This window comes from Aeromicrobium sp. CF3.5 (assembly GCF_051262695.1).
Classification (GTDB): Bacteria; Actinomycetota; Actinomycetes; order Propionibacteriales; family Nocardioidaceae; genus Aeromicrobium.
Map to the genome: position 1 here is coordinate 19,306 of NZ_JBIMEZ010000004.1, position 17,045 is coordinate 36,350.

14 protein-coding genes are annotated in these 17,045 nt (G+C 65.8%); 5 read left to right on the forward strand and 9 right to left on the reverse strand.

Going from position 1 to position 17,045, the window contains the following annotated elements:
• Window positions 1–46: 46 nt before the first annotated feature.
• The gene (locus ACHAA3_RS09010) at window positions 47–3,133 is read left to right on the forward strand and encodes a DUF3427 domain-containing protein (RefSeq protein ID WP_435708661.1); all 3,087 of its coding nucleotides are present in this window, start codon (window positions 47–49) and stop codon (window positions 3,131–3,133) included.
• Here the strand turns inward: ACHAA3_RS09010 and ACHAA3_RS09015 are convergent.
• From ACHAA3_RS09015 to ACHAA3_RS09030, 4 genes are all read right to left on the reverse strand, one after another.
• On the reverse strand, window positions 3,106–3,918 hold the full coding sequence (locus tag ACHAA3_RS09015; protein WP_435708662.1) for a nuclease-related domain-containing protein: 813 nt from the start codon (window positions 3,916–3,918) through the stop codon (window positions 3,106–3,108). The two genes, ACHAA3_RS09010 and ACHAA3_RS09015, sit on opposite strands and share 28 nt — an antisense overlap.
• 115 nt (window positions 3,919–4,033) lie before the next feature.
• On the reverse strand, window positions 4,034–6,931 hold the full coding sequence (locus ACHAA3_RS09020; protein WP_435708663.1) for a vitamin B12-dependent ribonucleotide reductase: 2,898 nt from the start codon (window positions 6,929–6,931) through the stop codon (window positions 4,034–4,036).
• Complete coding sequence (gene nrdR / locus ACHAA3_RS09025) at window positions 6,928–7,467, reverse strand: transcriptional regulator NrdR (RefSeq protein WP_435708664.1); 540 nt, start codon at window positions 7,465–7,467, stop codon at window positions 6,928–6,930. The genes ACHAA3_RS09020 and nrdR overlap by 4 nt, the downstream gene beginning before the upstream one ends.
• A gap of 320 nt (window positions 7,468–7,787) precedes the next feature.
• A complete protein-coding gene (locus tag ACHAA3_RS09030; protein WP_435708665.1) occupies window positions 7,788–8,051 on the reverse strand; it encodes a GlsB/YeaQ/YmgE family stress response membrane protein in 264 nt (87 codons plus the stop codon).
• A gap of 173 nt (window positions 8,052–8,224) precedes the next feature.
• On the opposite strand from ACHAA3_RS09030, the gene ACHAA3_RS09035 reads away from it, so the two are divergent.
• Window positions 8,225–8,797: a Dps family protein gene (locus ACHAA3_RS09035; RefSeq protein ID WP_435708666.1), complete on the forward strand. Its 573-nt coding sequence runs from the start codon at window positions 8,225–8,227 to the stop codon at window positions 8,795–8,797.
• Window positions 8,798–8,918: 121 nt separating this feature from the next.
• Here ACHAA3_RS09035 and ACHAA3_RS09040 read toward each other — a convergent pair whose 3' ends face one another.
• The 3 genes from ACHAA3_RS09040 to ACHAA3_RS09050 all read right to left on the reverse strand — a co-directional run bounded on the left by ACHAA3_RS09040 (window position 8,919) and on the right by ACHAA3_RS09050 (window position 11,740).
• Window positions 8,919–9,605 (reverse strand): type 1 glutamine amidotransferase, encoded by a 687-nt coding sequence (locus ACHAA3_RS09040; RefSeq protein ID WP_435708667.1) that lies wholly within the window; start codon window positions 9,603–9,605, stop codon window positions 8,919–8,921.
• Window positions 9,606–9,643: 38 nt separating this feature from the next.
• Entirely contained in the window at window positions 9,644–11,269 is a 1,626-nt protein-coding gene (locus ACHAA3_RS09045) for a hypothetical protein (RefSeq protein ID WP_435708668.1), read from the reverse strand.
• Between the two features lie 126 nt (window positions 11,270–11,395).
• Complete coding sequence (locus tag ACHAA3_RS09050) at window positions 11,396–11,740, reverse strand: LysM peptidoglycan-binding domain-containing protein (protein WP_435708669.1); 345 nt, start codon at window positions 11,738–11,740, stop codon at window positions 11,396–11,398.
• A 270-nt stretch (window positions 11,741–12,010) separates the two neighbouring features.
• On the opposite strand from ACHAA3_RS09050, the gene ACHAA3_RS09055 reads away from it, so the two are divergent.
• Window positions 12,011–12,865 carry a YihY/virulence factor BrkB family protein gene (locus tag ACHAA3_RS09055; RefSeq protein ID WP_435708670.1) on the forward strand — a complete coding sequence of 285 codons (855 nt, stop codon included), beginning with the start codon at window positions 12,011–12,013 and terminating at the stop codon, window positions 12,863–12,865.
• Between the two features lie 2 nt (window positions 12,866–12,867).
• On the opposite strand, the gene ACHAA3_RS09060 is transcribed toward ACHAA3_RS09055, so the two are convergent.
• Entirely contained in the window at window positions 12,868–13,173 is a 306-nt protein-coding gene (locus ACHAA3_RS09060; protein WP_435708671.1) for a hypothetical protein, read from the reverse strand.
• A gap of 94 nt (window positions 13,174–13,267) precedes the next feature.
• On the opposite strand from ACHAA3_RS09060, the gene lexA reads away from it, so the two are divergent.
• Both lexA and galE read left to right on the forward strand, forming a co-directional pair.
• Window positions 13,268–14,020, forward strand: a complete 753-nt coding sequence (gene lexA / locus ACHAA3_RS09065; RefSeq protein ID WP_435708672.1) for a transcriptional repressor LexA — start codon at window positions 13,268–13,270, stop codon at window positions 14,018–14,020.
• A gap of 28 nt (window positions 14,021–14,048) precedes the next feature.
• Window positions 14,049–15,011: a UDP-glucose 4-epimerase GalE gene (galE, locus tag ACHAA3_RS09070; protein WP_435708673.1), complete on the forward strand. Its 963-nt coding sequence runs from the start codon at window positions 14,049–14,051 to the stop codon at window positions 15,009–15,011.
• Between the two features lie 15 nt (window positions 15,012–15,026).
• Here the strand turns inward: galE and ACHAA3_RS09075 are convergent, their stop codons facing one another.
• A complete protein-coding gene (locus ACHAA3_RS09075) occupies window positions 15,027–16,973 on the reverse strand; it encodes an ATP-dependent DNA helicase (protein ID WP_435708674.1) in 1,947 nt (648 codons plus the stop codon).
• Window positions 16,974–17,045 lie beyond the last annotated feature (72 nt).

Genomic DNA, 17,045 nt, shown 5'->3' on the forward strand with positions numbered 1-17,045 from the left:
CTCAATTCGGCCGTCGGGCGACACCCGGCTGTGAAAAGCTGGCCATATGCCAGACCCGCTCCCCGAAGGCCTGTACGAACTCGCTGCCACCGCGGAGCTCGCCCAGCGAATCGCAGACGAGGGCGACGCCATCGCGGAGTTCGCGGAGTTAACCGAATCGTCCATTGATTCGGCACTCACTACGCACGTCGCAGCGTCGTTTCAAGCTCAGCTCGCCACACTCAGCGACTCTGATGACAAGGTCCGCCTCGCTAATCAGGTCCTCGGTGAACTTAGCTCCTCCGGCATACTGCTGAGTTCGCAGGGCCGTGAGCTTCGATCGATTCACCGCAGTCCCGATCGCATCAGCGGACTCCCCCGGCCGACTGGCCGCATCTCTGAAACGGCCTTGCTCACCAATGCACGCGGTGATGCGTCCATTGGCGCCGAAGTCGGTGCCGAACTACGCACGGCAGATTCAGTCGATCTCATCTGCGCCTTCATTCGCTGGACGGGACTCCGGACCATCGCCGATGCCCTCACAGAAGCCAAGCGTCGAGGGACGCCACTGCGGGTCCTGACCACGACCTACATGGGTGCGACCGAGCGCAAAGCGATCGACCGCCTTGTGCGCGACTACGGAGCAGAGGTCCGCATTAGCTACGAGACCCAGTCGACCAGGCTGCACGCCAAGGCCTGGCTCTTTCACAGACACACAGGATTTGGCACTGCGTACATCGGGAGTTCTAACCTCTCGCAAGCCGCCATGCTCGACGGCCTTGAGTGGAACGTCCGCGTCTCGAATCACCGTGATCCCCACGTGATCCAGAAGTTCGCCACGACGTACGAGAGCTACTGGGAATCCGGTGCGTTCTTGCCGTATGACCCAGACTCGGATGCCGAGGCACTCGATGAAGCGCTGCGACTCGCGGGCGCGTCAGCCAACAGTTCCGCTAGCGCCCAGCTTCTGAGTGGACTCGAAGTGACACCCCGGCCCCACCAGGTCCGAATCCTCGACGCGCTGACTCGCGAACGAGTCGTCAATAACCACCATCGAAACCTAGTTGTTGCAGCGACCGGTACTGGCAAGACGATCGTCGCTGGCCTTGATTACCAGCGTCTTCGGGCAACCCTGCCGTCCTCGACTCTGCTTTTCGTGGCCCACCGCAAAGAGATCTTGGAACAGGCGCGCCGTAGCTTCCGTGAGATCCTCGGTGATCCCGCTTTCGGCGAGCTCTACGTCGACGGATCACGCCCCCGGAAGTGGCAGCGCGTCTTCGCCAGTATCCAAGGCCTCAACTCCTTCGGTATCGATTCCCTGGCTCCTGAGCAGTTTGACGTCGTTGTGATCGATGAGTTCCATCACGCTGAAGCTGCCTCGTATCAGCGAGTACTGACTCACTTCAAGCCGCGAGAACTTGTTGGCTTAACCGCCACTCCGGAGCGCGCAGACGGTGTCAACGTCAGCAAGTTCTTCGACGGACGAGTCGCGGCCGAGCTGCGGCTCTGGGACGCACTCGACGAAGACCTCCTCGTCCCCTTTCACTACTTCGGCGTCTCAGATGGAACTGACCTCTCGGGCATCGAATGGAAGCGCGGCGGCTACGACCTTGAAGGACTCGCTGCGGTCTACACCGGCAATGACGCACGCGCTAACGCCGTTCTTCGCGAACTGCGAGACAAAGTCGTCGACATCGACCGTATGCGGGCGTTGGGTTTCTGCGTTTCGGTAGCCCACGCCGAGTACATGGCGCGCTACTTCACAGACAAAGGCATTGCGTCGGTGGCCCTCCATGCCAGTTCTGCTCGCGCAGACAGGGACGCGGCAGGGCGACAACTCATCGATCGCGAGGTCGCGTGCATCTTCACCGTCGACCTATTCAACGAGGGTGTCGACATCCCCGAGGTCGATACCGTACTTTTCCTACGGCCAACCGAGAGCTCTACGGTCTTCCTTCAACAGCTCGGGCGAGGGTTGCGCCGGTGTGAAGGCAAGTCCGTGCTGACTGTTCTGGACTACGTCGGTCAGCAAAACGCAAAATTCCGCTTCGACCTGAAACTCCGAGCGCTGACGCACGCATCCCGCCGCGAACTCGAGAAGCAGATCGAGAACGGCTTCCCGTTCCTTCCGTCCGGCTGCCGCATCTCACTTGATCGCGTCGCCCAGAAGATCATCTTGGACAACGTCAAGTCTCAGATCTCATTCTCCAAGAAGCAGCTAATCGCCGATATCGCGTCCCACCGAGAGCGCCGACTCGCCGAGTACCTGTCGAGTTCAGGACGAGAGCTCGTGGACATCTACCGGTCGTCATCCTGGACTGATCTTGTCTACGCATCCGGACTGACGGTCGAGTACACGGGCGAAGGCGAGACCGGTCTCCTCAAGCGAGCGCGAGCCTTCGTGCACGTCAATGACCCTGAACGCGCGTCTACATACCGAAGACTGCTCCAAAGCAATAGCCCGACTTACGACGATCTGTCGACGCGCGACCAGACCTACGCCCGGATGATGACGTTCACGGTCTGGTCTGACCTTGGCGGCCACTCGACCTTTGGCGAGGCACTCAATGCTCTTCGCGCCAGCCCGGCTTTCTGCGATGAGCTCGATCAGATCCTCGCTTTGGGAGAGGCCACTTCCGAAGTCATCCCCCAAGCTCTTGGGAGCGACCTCATCGGCGTGCCGCTCTACTCCCACGCCCATTACAAGCGCGAGGAGATCCTCGCGGCACTGAACTGGGCCTCGCTCGACCGGCGCGTCAAGGGCGCCGTCACCGGTGTCCAGTGGTGTGAGGATGTCGCCACCGACGTGTTCTTCGTCAACCTGCACAAAACAGACAGCCACTTCTCGGACACCACGATGTACAAGGATTACGCAATGGGTCCGCAACTATTCCACTGGGAATCGCAAGGAGCTACGGCCACCGAATCAGCGACGGGACGTCGCTACATCGAGCACCGATCGGCCGGGACGAATGTCTTGCTCTTCACCAGGGATACTCCCGAGAACGAATTCGGTGCAGGCGCGCCCTTCACCTGTCTCGGTCTCGTCGACTACGTCAGCCACACCGGCTCGCGGCCGATCGCGTTCACCTGGCGGCTTCGGCGAGAAATGCCAGCCGATGTGTATCAGTCAGCCGCCGCAGTCGTCGTCTGAGTTTTGCTTGACCGTTGTTGCGCTCCAACTCGTGCTGATTCGCGGAATCCCTCGATGAGCCGAATCAGCTCGTGACCCGAACGTTTGTCAACGTCGTGGCCTGACCGTGTCGCCAGCCAATGCACCAGGCGCTTGCCCGCCACGAACTCGATGCCCTCGATTCGTGCGTTGTCGGGCAGATCTGCCTGGCTGGCTCCCCAGAGCACGACCACTGGTGTCACTGTGACGGGACTTCCGTCGGCACGATGTGCTCCGCGCTCTCGGCGAGTCAGTGTCTGAACGAGCGCGTTGGCACGGAGCGCCACCTTGCGGGCGGATCGCACCATCGACTCCTGGTCGTGGGCGTCGGCACGATTGCGCCACTTGGAATCGATCGCAATGATCCCGCCCGAACGGGAAACAACCAGGTGGTCAATGTCCCCCGCTTGGAGACCAACGCTGTCGACCCAGCCCCAAATCGACCTTTTGCGCTCTGCGCGCCGCAGTTCGTTACGCGTGTTTTCCTCTCCCCAAGCTCCACGAAGATGATGAATGGCAGAGCCGTCAAGGGCAAGGAACATCGAATAGAACAACCACGCGACAACGCCTGGCATAGCAGCGTGAACAATTCCAAGTGCGTACCACCGAAGTGGTCCAGCGGGCATCAGCACGAGAATCAGAATGGTTTCAATGATGATCAGAACTAATGCTGCGAGCACCACATTGAGCAGGGCGCGTCGACGCTGAACTGCCCACACTCGAAACCGAGTACGAATTTGTTCGCGAGAGTATGGCCTGTACTTCATCTAGATATTGAACCGCGCGAATGGCTCAATCTCTGAAAGTTCGCTGTATCCAGACATGATCAGACGCCGATTGGCCCCCGACCAGTGGTCGGGGGCCAATCCGGTTACAACTTGATCAGCTGCAGCCGCTGGTGCTGCCGCAGCCTTCGCAGACGTGGCAGGAGCCGGCGGGGCGCATCTTGGTGCCGCAGGTCATGCAGAGCGGGGAGTCGACCGCGGAGCCGGTGAGGGCTTCGAGGAGCTCGGCGCTCGTGTGAGCCTGGGCCGGTGCCGCCTTGGCTGCCTCGGCGACGACTCCGGCCGAAGCCTTGTCGACGTCGGACTCGGCGACCAACTCGGTGACGGCCTCAGACGGCGTCTCGGCGGGTGCCTCGACGAGCTCGGCGGCGGTGGTGCCGCCGGCCTGCAGGGGCTCGTAGGAGCCCGTGTCGAGGTAGCGCTGACGCTCGCTGGCCGAGTAGATGCCCAAGGCTGCGCGGGTGTCGTAGTCCAGGTAGTCCAGGGCCAGGCGACGGAACGTGTAGTCCATGATCGACTGGCTCATGCGGACGTCCGGGTCGTCGGTCAGACCGGCCGGCTCGAACTTCATGTTGGTGAACTTGGACACGAACGTCTCCAGCGGCACGCCGTACTGCAGCGAGATGCTGATCGCGATCGAGAAGGCGTCCATCATGCCGGCGAGGGTCGAGCCCTGCTTGCCCAGCTTCATGAAGATCTCGCCGAGCGAGCCGTCGTCGTGCGCACCGGAGGTCATGTAGCCCTCGGCGCCACCGACGCTGAACGACGTGGTGATCGACTGACGCGACTTGGGCAGACGGCGACGGATCGGCTTCTCGACGATGACCGTCTTGATCTCGGCCTCGGGGGCCTCCTTGGTCTTCGCCTTGGCATCGGACAGCGGCTGTCCGACCTTGCAGTTGTCGCGGTAGACCGCGAGCGCCTTGAGGCCGAGCTTCCAACCCTGGAAGTAGACGTCCTCGATCTCATCGACCGTGGCGTTCTCGGGCAGGTTGACCGTCTTGGAGATGGCACCGGACAGGAACGGCTGGCAGGCAGCCATCATCCGCACGTGGCCCATGGGCTTGATGGAACGCTCACCCATGGCGGTGTCGAAGATCTCGTAGTGATCGGTCTTGAGGCCGGGCGCACCGACGACGTGGCCGTTCTCGGCGATGAACTCGACGATGGCCTCGATGGTCTCGTCGGTGTACTTCAGCTTGGCCAGCGCGGCGGGGATCGTCTGGTTGACGATCTGCATGGAGCCGCCGCCGACGAGCTTCTTGAACTTGACCAGCGAGAAGTCCGGCTCGATGCCGGTGGTGTCGCAGTCCATCATGAAGCCGATGGTTCCGGTGGGTGCCAGCACCGAGGCCTGGCTGTTGCGCCAACCGTTGTCCTGGCCGATCTTGAGGTTCTCAGCCCACTGCTTGGCGGCCTCGCGGTGCACCGCGATGTCCATCGCGTGGATGGTGCGGACCTCGTCGTTGGCGGCCTGGTGCTTGCGCATGACCCGCTCGTGCGCCGACGCGTTCTGCGCGAAGCCGTCGTACGGGCCGACGACGCCGGCCAGCTCGGCCGAGCGACGGTAGGAGGTACCGGTCATCAGCGACGTGATGGAACCGGCCAGCGCGCGGCCACCATCGGAGTCGTATGCCAGGCCCGAGGCCATCAGCAGGGCGCCCAGGTTGGCGAAGCCGATGCCCAGCTGGCGGTAGGCACGCGTGGTGTCGCCGATCGCCTCGGTCGGGAAGTCGGCGAAGCAGATGCTGATGTCCATCGCAGTGATGATCAGCTCGACGGACTTGACGAATGTCGCGGTGTCGAACGAACCATCGGCGTTGAGGAACTTCAACAGGTTGAGGCTGGCGAGGTTGCACGAGGAGTTGTCGAGGTGCATGTACTCGCTGCACGGGTTGGACGCCGTGATGCGGCCAGCCTCGGGCGAGGTGTGCCAGTCGTTGATGGTGCCGTCGTACTGGATGCCCGGATCGGCGCACGCCCAGGCAGCCTGGGCGATGTCCTTCCAGAGCCGGTTGGCGTCGACGGTCTCGATGACCTCACCGTTGGTGCGGGCGCGCAGCCCGAACTCGGCGTTCTCCTCGACGGCACGCATGAACTCGTCGTTGACGCGGATCGAGTTGTTGGCGTTCTGGTACTGCACCGAGGTGATGTCCGAGCCACCGAGGTCCATGTCGTAGCCGGCGTCACGCAGGACGCGGATCTTGTCCTCTTCCTTGGCCTTGGTCTCGACGAACTCGACGATGTCGGGGTGGTCGACGTCCAGCACGACCATCTTGGCCGCACGACGCGTGGCGCCGCCGGACTTGATGGTTCCGGCGGACGCGTCGGCGCCGCGCATGAACGACACGGGGCCCGAGGCGGTGCCACCGGAGGACTTGAGCAGCTCCTTGGACGAGCGGATACGGCTGAGGTTGAGGCCGGCACCCGAGCCGCCCTTGAAGATCAGGCCCTCTTCCTTGTACCAGTTCAGGATCGAGTCCATCGAGTCGTCGACGGCCAGGATGAAGCAGGCGCTGACCTGCTGCGGGCTGGAGGTGCCCACGTTGAACCACACGGGGCTGTTGAAGCTGAACACCTGGTGCAGCAGCATGTGGGTGAGCTCGTGCTCGAAGATCTCGGCGTCCGCGTCGGTCGCGAAGTAACCGTGCTCCTTGCCGGCCGCCGCATAGGTCAGCACCACGCGGTCGAGCAGCTGCTTGAGGCTCTGCTCGCGCTCGGCCGATCCGACGGCGCCGCGGAAGTACTTGGTGGTCACGATCGTGGAGGCGTTGACGCTCCAGAAGTCAGGGAACTCCACCGCGCGCTGCTCGAAGACGGTCTCGCCGGTCTTCCAGTTGGTCTGCACGACGTCGCGACGCTCCCAGGTTACCTCGTCGTAGGGGTGCACGCCCTGCGTGGTGAAGACACGCTCCATCGACATGCCCGTGCGGGGCGTGCGCTTGGTCGAACCCGTGGACTCGGATCCCTTGGGGCCGTTGACCGTTTCCGTCATGACTGGTGCTCCTGATCTTGGTGTGCTGGATGTCGGGGGGTGCTGATGTCGGTGGTGGTGCGGGCGCTCTCCTCGGCGAGCTCACCGTCGGCCGAGGCCGACATCATGGTGGCGATCTCGACGACGAAGTCGTCGGCGGACTCGAACGAGCGGTAGACGCTCGCGAACCGCAGGTAGGCGACCTCGTCGAGACTGCGCAACGGCTCGAGGATGGCCATGCCCACGTCGTGGGCCTTGATCTCCGCGGCGCCGGACTCGCGCAACGTGTCCTCGACCTGCTGGCCCAGGCGCGCGAGATCGTCCGGGGAGACCGGGCGCCCCTTGCAGGCCTTGGCCACACCGGCGACGGCCTTGTCGCGGGTGAACGGCTCGGTGGCACCGCTGCGCTTGAGGACCGTGAGCTGCATGGTCTCGATGGTGGTGAAGCGCTTCTCGCACGACGCACAGCTGCGACGACGACGAATGGCGCCGCCCTCGTCGGCGACCCGACTGTCGAGCACCTTGGTGTCGGTGTTCTTGCAGAATGGACAGTGCATGGATGCCCCCTTCGAGAAGCTGTGCTGTGGACTGGCTGTGTGGATCGGGCTGGGGATCCGGTGTGGACAACCGCCAGATTCGGTGGGTAAGTACGTTCGACCTGTTAACAAGATGTGGAGAACTACACCCGTGTAACTACTAGATGTAGTGCCACTGTACGTCTGGTGGTCCAACAGTGCAAACAGTTTCGCGTGCGGGTCGGACAATTTTTTTGGTGCTTCGCTGGTGCCGCGGTGTCGCTGCAGGTCACAGGGCCGGGGGCACGAAAGAACGCCCCCTCGACCGAGGTCGAGAGGGCGTTCGGGGTGGTGAAGGTCGATCAGCGGATCTTCTTCTTGCGACCCGTGATCGCGTTGTACGCGATCAGCGCGATGATGGTGCCGATGATCGAGCCGATGATGCCCGAGGCGCTGAATTCCAGGCCGTCGCCGAACAGCAGCGAGCCGAGCAGACCGCCGACGAACGACCCGACCATGCCCAGCACGATGGTGCCGATGATGCCGAAGTCGTCCTTGCCCGGCACGACGGCGCGGGCGATGAATCCGGCGATCAGGCCGACGATGATGAATCCGATGATGCCCATGGGGTTCCTCCCTTTGACCGCACTTACCCCCTTCGCCTGGGTCGTAATCGGCTGCGGGGGGCGCATCCGATCGGACGCTGTGCGGTGAACAACAGCGTAATCACACGCGAGATGCGTTGCACAAATCCGTCGCAGGAGGTGTGAGGACTCCCCCGACCGGGTACACATGAGGCATGGCTACTTCAACTCCGAAATTCACCATTCCCGGCCTGACGCCCGAGCAGGGCGCCAATCTCGCCGGAATCCTCCAGAGCCGCCTGAACGCCCTGATCGACCTGCACCTGACCCTCAAGCACGTGCACTGGAACGTCGTCGGCCCCCACTTCATCGCGGTCCACGAGATGATCGACCCGCACGTCGACGAGGTCATCGCCATGGTCGATGAGACCGCTGAGCGCATCGCGACCCTCGGCGCCTCCCCCATGGGCACCCCCGGCGCCGTCGTCGGCGGCCGCGACTGGGACGACTACTCCCTGGGTCGCGCGACGACCAACGAGCACCTCGGAGCGCTCGACGAGGTCTACATCAACCTGTTGGAGGACCACCGCAAGGCGCAGGCCGCCGTTGCGGACCTCGACCCGGTGACCGAGGACATGATCATCGCCCAGCAGGGCAAGCTCGAGCTGTTCCACTGGTTCGTCCGGGCCCACCTGGAGAGCACCGGCGGTCAGCTCTCGACCGACGGCACCGGCTCGGAGACCGCTGCAGCGGACGCCGCCGGCGGCGCTGCCGACGTCACCAGCTGACACCGCTCCCGCCCCAGCGGAACGAACTCGTAGCCCCGATCGGTCACGCACCGATCGGGGCTACGTGCTGTCAGACGACCTGGACCTCGCAGATGTCCGCAGCAGCGCGGGCGAGTCGACGTCATCGCGGGGTGGAGACGCCGAGGTGATTCAGCGCCGCATCCACCAGGTCATGGGCCCGGTTGCGGCTGGCGGCGGCGTTGACCCGCGCCTGCTCGAGCAGCTCCTTGTCACTGATCCCGCTGTCGCCGTGATAGCCGGCGTCGACCCATCGGGCGTAGGTCTGGGGCGTCACCTCCGGGTGGAACTGCCACGCGATCGCGCGGGCGCCGTAGGTGTCGTCGATGAAGCACTGGGGTCCGCGCCACGACGTGCCAAGGACCTTGGACGTGGGTCCGGGCGCGAACACGTCGCTGTGCATCTGGCCCCAGGGGCCCTCAGGGCACAGCACCGGGTCGATCGTGTCGATGCGCTGCCACCCGATCTCGGGCTGGTCGGCGCGCCACGACGTGCCACCGAAGGCGCGGGCCATCACCTGGGCGCCGTAACAGATGCCCATGACCGGAACGCCGACCGCGAGCGCGACGCGCACCAAGGTCGACTCCGCATCGACGATCTCAGCCTCCTGCGGATCGTGCGCCGCGCGCTTCGACCCGAGCAGGAGAACCACGTCGGGCCGCTCCACCTCACTGAAGGCCGGCAAATCGTCGCGGTCCAGCGGGACCAGCTCGGCGCCGAGCTCGATCAGTCGCTCGGTGAAGTGGCCGCCCTCGCGGTCGGTGTCGTCAGCCACCACGTGTACGCGCATGGGATCAGTGTGGCAGGACGACCGCTCCGAGAGAACGGTCAGGAGTCGGGGATGGTGACCATGCCGATGGGGTACGCGCCGTCGGTGCGCCCCTCCTGGGCCAGGGCCATGGGGGCGTACTCGACGGTCCGGATGGCGTCCAGCTTGTGCTCGTCCCACTCCACGATCACCGACACGGTGTAGGTACCGGGTTCGAGATCGGTGTCGAAGCTGACCCGCTCCGTGGCCGTCGACAGAGTCGGCGAGCCGCGTCCCGAGTCCTGTGCGGTGTCGATGTCGCGCAGGTCGATGCCCGACTCAGCCTCGGCGACGACGGCCCCGGACTCATCGCGCAGCTGGTACCCGATGCGCCACTGCTCGTGCACCGAGCTGACACCGAAGTTCTTCCACCGGGCCGGCCCCGCCACTCCCCCGTCTCGCGCAATCAGCTCTGCACTCGCCACGTAGCGGTAGCCGGCATACACGTTTGCCAGGCGCCACAGCTCGTACAGCTCGGAGTCCATCGGCGCCTCGCTGAACTGGTCGGGGAACCCACTGCTGGACGTCATCGAGACCTGCTGGTCGATGACGTCGCGCAGACCCCGCTCGTAGTAGTCGCGAGGATCCTCATCACCGATCTGACACCACTCGGTGAGGACGGGCGCTTCGCTGAGACGCTGAGTCAGCACCCCGATGATGGGGTCCTGGCGTTCGACGTAGACCGAGAACTCGTCGATCGCCCACGTCGGCAGCACCGGGTCGATACCCAGGCAGTCCGAACGCACTCCCACCGGATGCACCAGGTCATCGACCGCATCGTTGTCACGCATCAGCTGCTTGATGATCTCGGGGTTGCCCGGTGCCGCGACCATCTGCGTGCGCGGGAACGCCTCGAGGTTGGCCGTGACCAGCCGTTCCACCGACTCGGCGGTGATGAACTGGTCCTCGTACTGGCTGTAGTAGCCCAGCTGCGCCTCGCTGTCCTCCTCGGGGGGACCAGGAACGCCGAGCTCGTCGCGCGACACCGACAGCACGTTCTCACCGAAATCGCCGTAGCCGGACATCTCGAAGATCGCGAGGCGCTCGTCCCCGTCGTAGCGACGCCCGAGAGCGGCGAGCAGCTCGGTGACGTTGTCGAGGTAGGCGTCGCTGTTCCAGTCCGGGATGACCTGGGTGACGCCGTCACGGTCGAGCTCGTCGACAACTCCCGGCAGCTGCGCGAACCAGTCCGGGACGCCGATGTTGACATCGCCCGGCGACAGCTGCCGACAGCACGAGTCGTAGGTGGAGATGCGCAGGTCGAGTCGCTGATCGCGCTCCGCGTAGGTCTGTAACGCCCGGTCGATGGCCGTGAAGTCGAACCGGTCCTCGTCGGTGGCGTCGTCGGGAAGGGTGGACGGATCCACCGGCTGCAGCGATCGCCAGGTGAGCCGGATCGCCGCGTCTCGCGTGCCCGGCCAGTCTGCTAGCGAGTCCTGAGCGTCGCTGGACTGCGGAAACAATCCGGTGAGGATGTTGTCGAACTGTCCGCGCATCGGATTGACGACGTCGGGCGCCGTGTAGGGCAGCCCGTCGGTGGCAGGCGCGGGGAAGCCGTCGTCGCTGCGGTCGACCACAGCCACCACCACGCCGGTGACCACCAGGACAGCGAGCAGGACACCCCCGATGACCGTCTTCACCCGCATGGATCAAGTCTCGCAGGCCGGGGTTCACCGGCCGGGTGTGACGGCTGGATGTGATGGCAGAGCGAACATGACGACGCCCGCGACGACTCCTTCCCCAAGGTGCGTCGCGGGCGTCGGCAGGGTGACTCAGTAGATCGGAACTGCGATCTGCGAGCCCAGCTGCAGCGCCGAGGCACTGGGCAGCGAGTTCAGGCGGACGATCTCGTCGACCGTGGTGCGGATGTCGCCTGAGGGATTGGCCTCGGCGGCGATCTGCCACAGCGTCTGACCGGCGGTGACCTGCACCGTGCGGGTGGGCTCGGCCGGGCCGTCCTCGCCGGAGGCGAAGCTGGCCGAACCGAGCGCGATGACCAGCACGGCCAGCAGCAGCGTCGCCACCGTGAGCACGGCGGCCTGGCCACGGCGGGTGAGCCGCAGCTGGGGCGCGGGCCGCGACGTGGACGTGGGTCCTGCGAGAGCGATGGTGCTCATGGTGTCCTCCATGGGGGAAGTGAGGTGGAGTGTGGTGTGCCGACCGACGCTGTTCGTGTCATCCGAACCGGGTAGTGGCCTGGCGAACAGACGTTCGATCGAACACATGTACGACACTAGGGCCTGCCACCGACAAAAGCACGCCTCGTTCGAACATTTCTTCGAACGTGATCCCTGAAAGCGACATCCGAACTGCAATGACGGGCACAAAAATCTTGACGAGCTCCACACTGTCCGGCAAGTCCGGCAGACTTCGATACCGTCAAGACCATGAAGTCGATCATCGGGACGCTCAAGGCGGCGTGGGCGCATCTGTCCGAACGCAATGGTCCGCTCCTGGCGGCCGGGGTCGCGTTCTACGCCTTTCTCGCGATCTTCCCGGCGATGATCGCCGCCGTCCTCAGCTACGGCCTCATCGCCTCACCGGAGACCGTGTCGCGTCAGTCCCGACAGATCACCAACGCACTGCCGTCGGACGCCGCCTCCCTCATCACGGGCCAGATGGACACCTTGACCCAGACCTCCAGCGGCTCGCTGGGCGTGGGCCTGCTGCTGTCCGTCACGTTGGCCATCTACAGCGCGTCAGGCGGGATCGGAAACCTCCTCACGGCCCTGACTGCCATGTTCGAGGGCACCAGCGACCGCAACTTCGTCAAGGCCAAGCTGCAGGCCGTCCGCCTGACGGCCGGCGCCGTGCTGTTCGCGATCGTCGCGATCTCACTGGTCGCCGCCGCGCCGGCTCTGTTCAACTTCCTCGACCTGCCCGGCTTCGTGCGGGCTGGACTCGAGGTCGTTCGCTGGCTGATCCTGCTGGGAGCGATCGTCCTGGCGATCACGGCCCTGTTCCGCAACGCCGACCACGTGACCGACGACAAGCCGGGCGACGACCGCCACATGCGGGTCGGCGTCCTGGTGGCCGCCGGAATGTGGCTCGTGGCATCGCTCGGCTTCAGCCTCTACGTCGACAACTTCGGCAGCTACGGCGAGACCTACGGCGCACTGGCAGGCGTCGTGGCGCTTCTGCTCTGGCTGTGGATCAGCATGCTGGCACTGCTCCTGGGCGCCAGCGTCGAGTTCGTCACCGAGGCGAAGGATCCGGACTCCGCGGTGCCCGCAGACGTCTGAGGTCAGATCAGACGGCCCAGGACGAACGCCAGGGCGCCGAACACGACCAGCAGCGCGATGAGCCCCGCGACGATCTCGCGATGGGGCCGCGAGTCCCCGGGTACGCCATGGGTGTTGAGGTCGACCTCGAAGTCGGGGAGCAACAGCTGCAGGTCGGCGGTCGCGGCATCGGCGTGACCCTCGGCAACGAGCAGGGCCCGCGCAGCCGACTCGACTCCCGCCAGCTCCGTCGCACTGGTGCGACCGATCCCCTGCACCTCCACCGCCCAGGCAGATCCGGCACGGGTTCCGACCACGAGATAGCTCATGGGCGAAATCGTACGGCAGACGGAGCACGCTCCCGCGACACGCCGATCGAACATATGTTTGATCGCGTCGGTGCTCGGACCTATGATCGAACGCATGAGCGAAGAGACTCCGGCGACCGGCGCCCCCAGCGACATCAGTTCCAGCACCGACAGCGTGGCCGAGCTGCCTGACGGTCCGGCTGACGAGACCGGTCTGACCGCGCGCCAGCAGCGGGTGCTGATGTTCTTGCGCACCGAGATCGAACGCCGTGGCTACCCGCCCAGCATGCGCGAGATCGGCGCGGCCGTGGGTCTGACCAGCACCTCCTCGGTGGCGCACCAGCTGCGCACCCTCGAGGGTCTGGGGTACGTCAAGCGCGATCCGCACCGCCCACGCGCACTCGAGATCTTCCTGCCCGACGTGCTGGCCGCCCGCCGCTCCATGAGTGGCGCCGACGAGGTCGATGAGACCGGCATCAACGACGCCGCACCGGCGCCGGTCAACATCCCGATGGTCGGCCGCATCGCCGCGGGCGGCCCGATCCTCGCCGAGGAACACGTCGAGGAGATCTTCCCGATGCCCAAGTCGCTGGTCGGCGACGGCACCCTGTTCATGCTCGAGGTCTCCGGCGACTCGATGATCGACGCTGCCATCTGCAGCGGCGACTACGTCGTGATCCGCCAGCAGCCCACCGCCGAGAACGGCGAGATCGTCGCGGCGATGCTCGACGGAGAGGCCACAGTCAAGACGTTCCAGCGCAAGAACGGGCAGGTGTGGTTGCTGCCGCACAACGACGACTACTCCCCCATCGACGGCACTCACGCCACCATCCTGGGCAAGGTCACTGCGGTGTTGCGTCGAGTCTGAGACGGGTCGGGGCTGACATGCTGGCCCCATGAGCATCTTGGTCACCGGCGGCGCCGGGTACATCGGTTCACACGTGGTGCGTGCCTTCCGGCTAGCTGGCCTGGACTGCGTCGTCGTGGACGACTTCTCCAGCGGACACCGCGAATTCATCCCGTCTGACGTCGAGATCGTGGATCGCTCGATCCTCGACACGACGCACGTGGCCAAGGCGATGACCGAGAACGCGGTCGAGGCCGTGGTGCACCTGGCGGGCTTCAAGTACGCCGGCGTCTCGGTGCAGCGCCCCCTGCACACGTACGAACAGAACGTGCAGGGCACCGTCAGCCTGCTTGCCGCCATGAAGGAGGCCGACGTCGAATCGATCGTCTTCAGCTCCAGCGCCGCCACCTATGGCACGCCCGACGTCGACATCGTCACCGAGCGGACGCCCACCACCCCGGAATCGCCCTATGGCGAGACCAAGCTGATCGGCGAGTGGCTGCTGCGCGACGCCGGCCGCGCCCACGGGCTGCGACACACGTCCCTGCGCTACTTCAACGTGGTCGGATCGGCCGTCGCGGACCTGTACGACACCAGCCCGCACAACCTGTTCCCGCTGGTGCTCGATGCTCTGGTGGAGGGCCGGACGCCGCGCATCAACGGCACCGACTACCCCACGCCCGACGGCACCTGCGTGCGTGACTACATCCACGTCGCTGACCTCGCCGACGCGCACGTCGTGGCCGCCCAGAAGCTGCTGGCCGGCGAGTCCCTGGAGCCGGTCTACAACCTCGGCAGCGGCGACGGTGTCTCGGTACGCCAGATCATGACCGCCATGGCCACTGCCACCGGCATCGACTTCGAGCCCGAGGTCACCGACCGGCGTCCGGGAGACCCGGCCCGCATCGTGGCGGCCGGCGACCTCGCGGCGCGTGACCTGGGCTGGACCATGCGGCACTCCATCGACCAGATGGTGGCCAGCGCGTGGGAGGCTCGCCAGGCCCACGCCTGACCGCTGCTCGAGGAGTCAGTCGGTGGCGGCGGCGTCGAGTCGACGCAGCGATGCGGTGACCACGTCGCGATCGGTGGTGCGCCACATGGGTGGCAGCGATGCGGCCAGGAAGCTGCCGTAACGAGCCGTCGCGAGTCGCGGATCGAGGATCGCCACGACGCCGCGATCGCTGGCTCGTCGAATCAGGCGGCCCGAGCCCTGCGCCAGCAGGAGCGCTGCGTGCTGTGCGGCGACCGTCATGAAGCCGTTGCCGCCGTGCTTCTCGACGAGTCGCTGGCGTGCGCTCATCAGCGGGTCGTCGGGGCGCGGGAACGGGATGCGATCGATGATGACCAGCTGGCAGGTGTCGCCGGGCAGGTCGACGCCCTGCCACAGGCTGAGGGTGCCGAACAGGCAGGTGGAGGGGGTCTCGGCGAACCGGCGCGCCAGCTCCGGCAGCTGGGCGTCTCCCTGACACCAGATGTCGAGGTGGGGCAGCCGCTCGCGGACGGCCTCGGCAGCGGTCTCGGCGCCCCGGCGCGACGAGAACAGACCCAGCGTGCGGCCGCCGGCGGCCTCGATCAGCCCCGCGATCTCCTCGATCTGCGCGTCGACGAGCCCATCGCGGCCCGGCGGCGGTAGGTGCTTGGCGACGTACAACATGCCCTGCTTGCCGTAGTCGAACGGTGAACCGACGTCGAGGCCTGTCCACCCGTCGCTGTTCGGCGGCAGTCCCAGCGAGGCCGCCACCGGGTCGAAGCCGCCGCCGAGCATCAAGGTCGCACTGGTCAGCACCACGGTCTTGGTGCCGAAGAGCTTCTCGCGCAGCGCCGCCGACACGTCGATCGGGGCGATGTGCAGCTGCTTGTTGCCCCGGAAGTCGCTGAGCCACACCACCTCGGTCTCGGACGCCGACGCCATCCGCTCGGCGATGACGCGCACGTCCTCGACCATGGCCTGGGCCTGCTGTCGTCCCGCGTCCGGCTCGCCCCCCTTGGACTCCCCCGGCTTGGCCTTCATCGCGCTGAAGCAGGCACGCGCTGCATCGCGCACCAGGGCCAGCGCGTCGAGCAGCGGCTGGCTCAGGACGTCGATGCGGCCTTCTTCGGTGCGCGTGAGCACGTCGACCAGGGCGTCGGAGGCGTCCGAGAGGTCGTCGACGCTGTGATCGTCGGTGGCGTGGGTGCGGGCGCGCCGGGCCACACGATCGACCATCTCCGCGCTCAGCTCGGCCGTGGCCGCCTGGGTGACGCGGGCGGCCAGCTCGTGCGCCTCGTCGACGATGACGGCGTCGTACTCGGGCAGCATCGGCACACCATCGATCGCATCGATCGCCAGCAGCGCGTGGTTGGTCACCACGACCTGCGCGTCCTGGGCGTCCTCGCGGGCCAGCTCGGCGAAGCACTCGGCAGCATGGGCGCATCGCGAGGCGCCGAGACACTCGCGATGGTTGACGCTGATCTGACGCCATGCCTGCTCCGAGTGCGCCGGGGCGGAGTCACGGTCGCCGATGTGGCCGTCGGTGGCCTGCTCCTCGGCCCACTCGCGAAGCATCACGACCTCGCCGCCCAGCGTGCCCTCGGGCACCTCGATGAGCGTGCCCTGGTCGTTCGGGGCGCCTTCGCGTACCCGGTGCAGGCAGGCGTAGTTGCCGCGGCCCTTGACGACGGCGTGGTGCGGCACGGAGTCCAGGGTCGCGCGGGCGGCGTCCTTCATGGCCGGGATGTCACGCTGGACCAGCTGGTGCTGCAGATTCAGCGTGGCCGTGGCGACGACGACCCGCTGGCCGTGCAACAGGCTGGGGACCAGGTAACCCAGCGACTTTCCGGTGCCGGTGCCGGCCTGGACCAGCAGGTGCTTGTCGTTGGCCAGCGCGTCACGCACGGCTTCGGCCATCTGGATCTGCCCGGGCCGATCCTCACCGCCGACCGCCTCGACCGCCGCGTGCAGGACGTCGCGGACATCGGCGGTCTGTTCAGGCATGCGGCGAGGTTATCCGGCGCCGACGCGCCTTCGACTCGCGCGTCCACACGCCCCGCGCCGACCACACGTCCA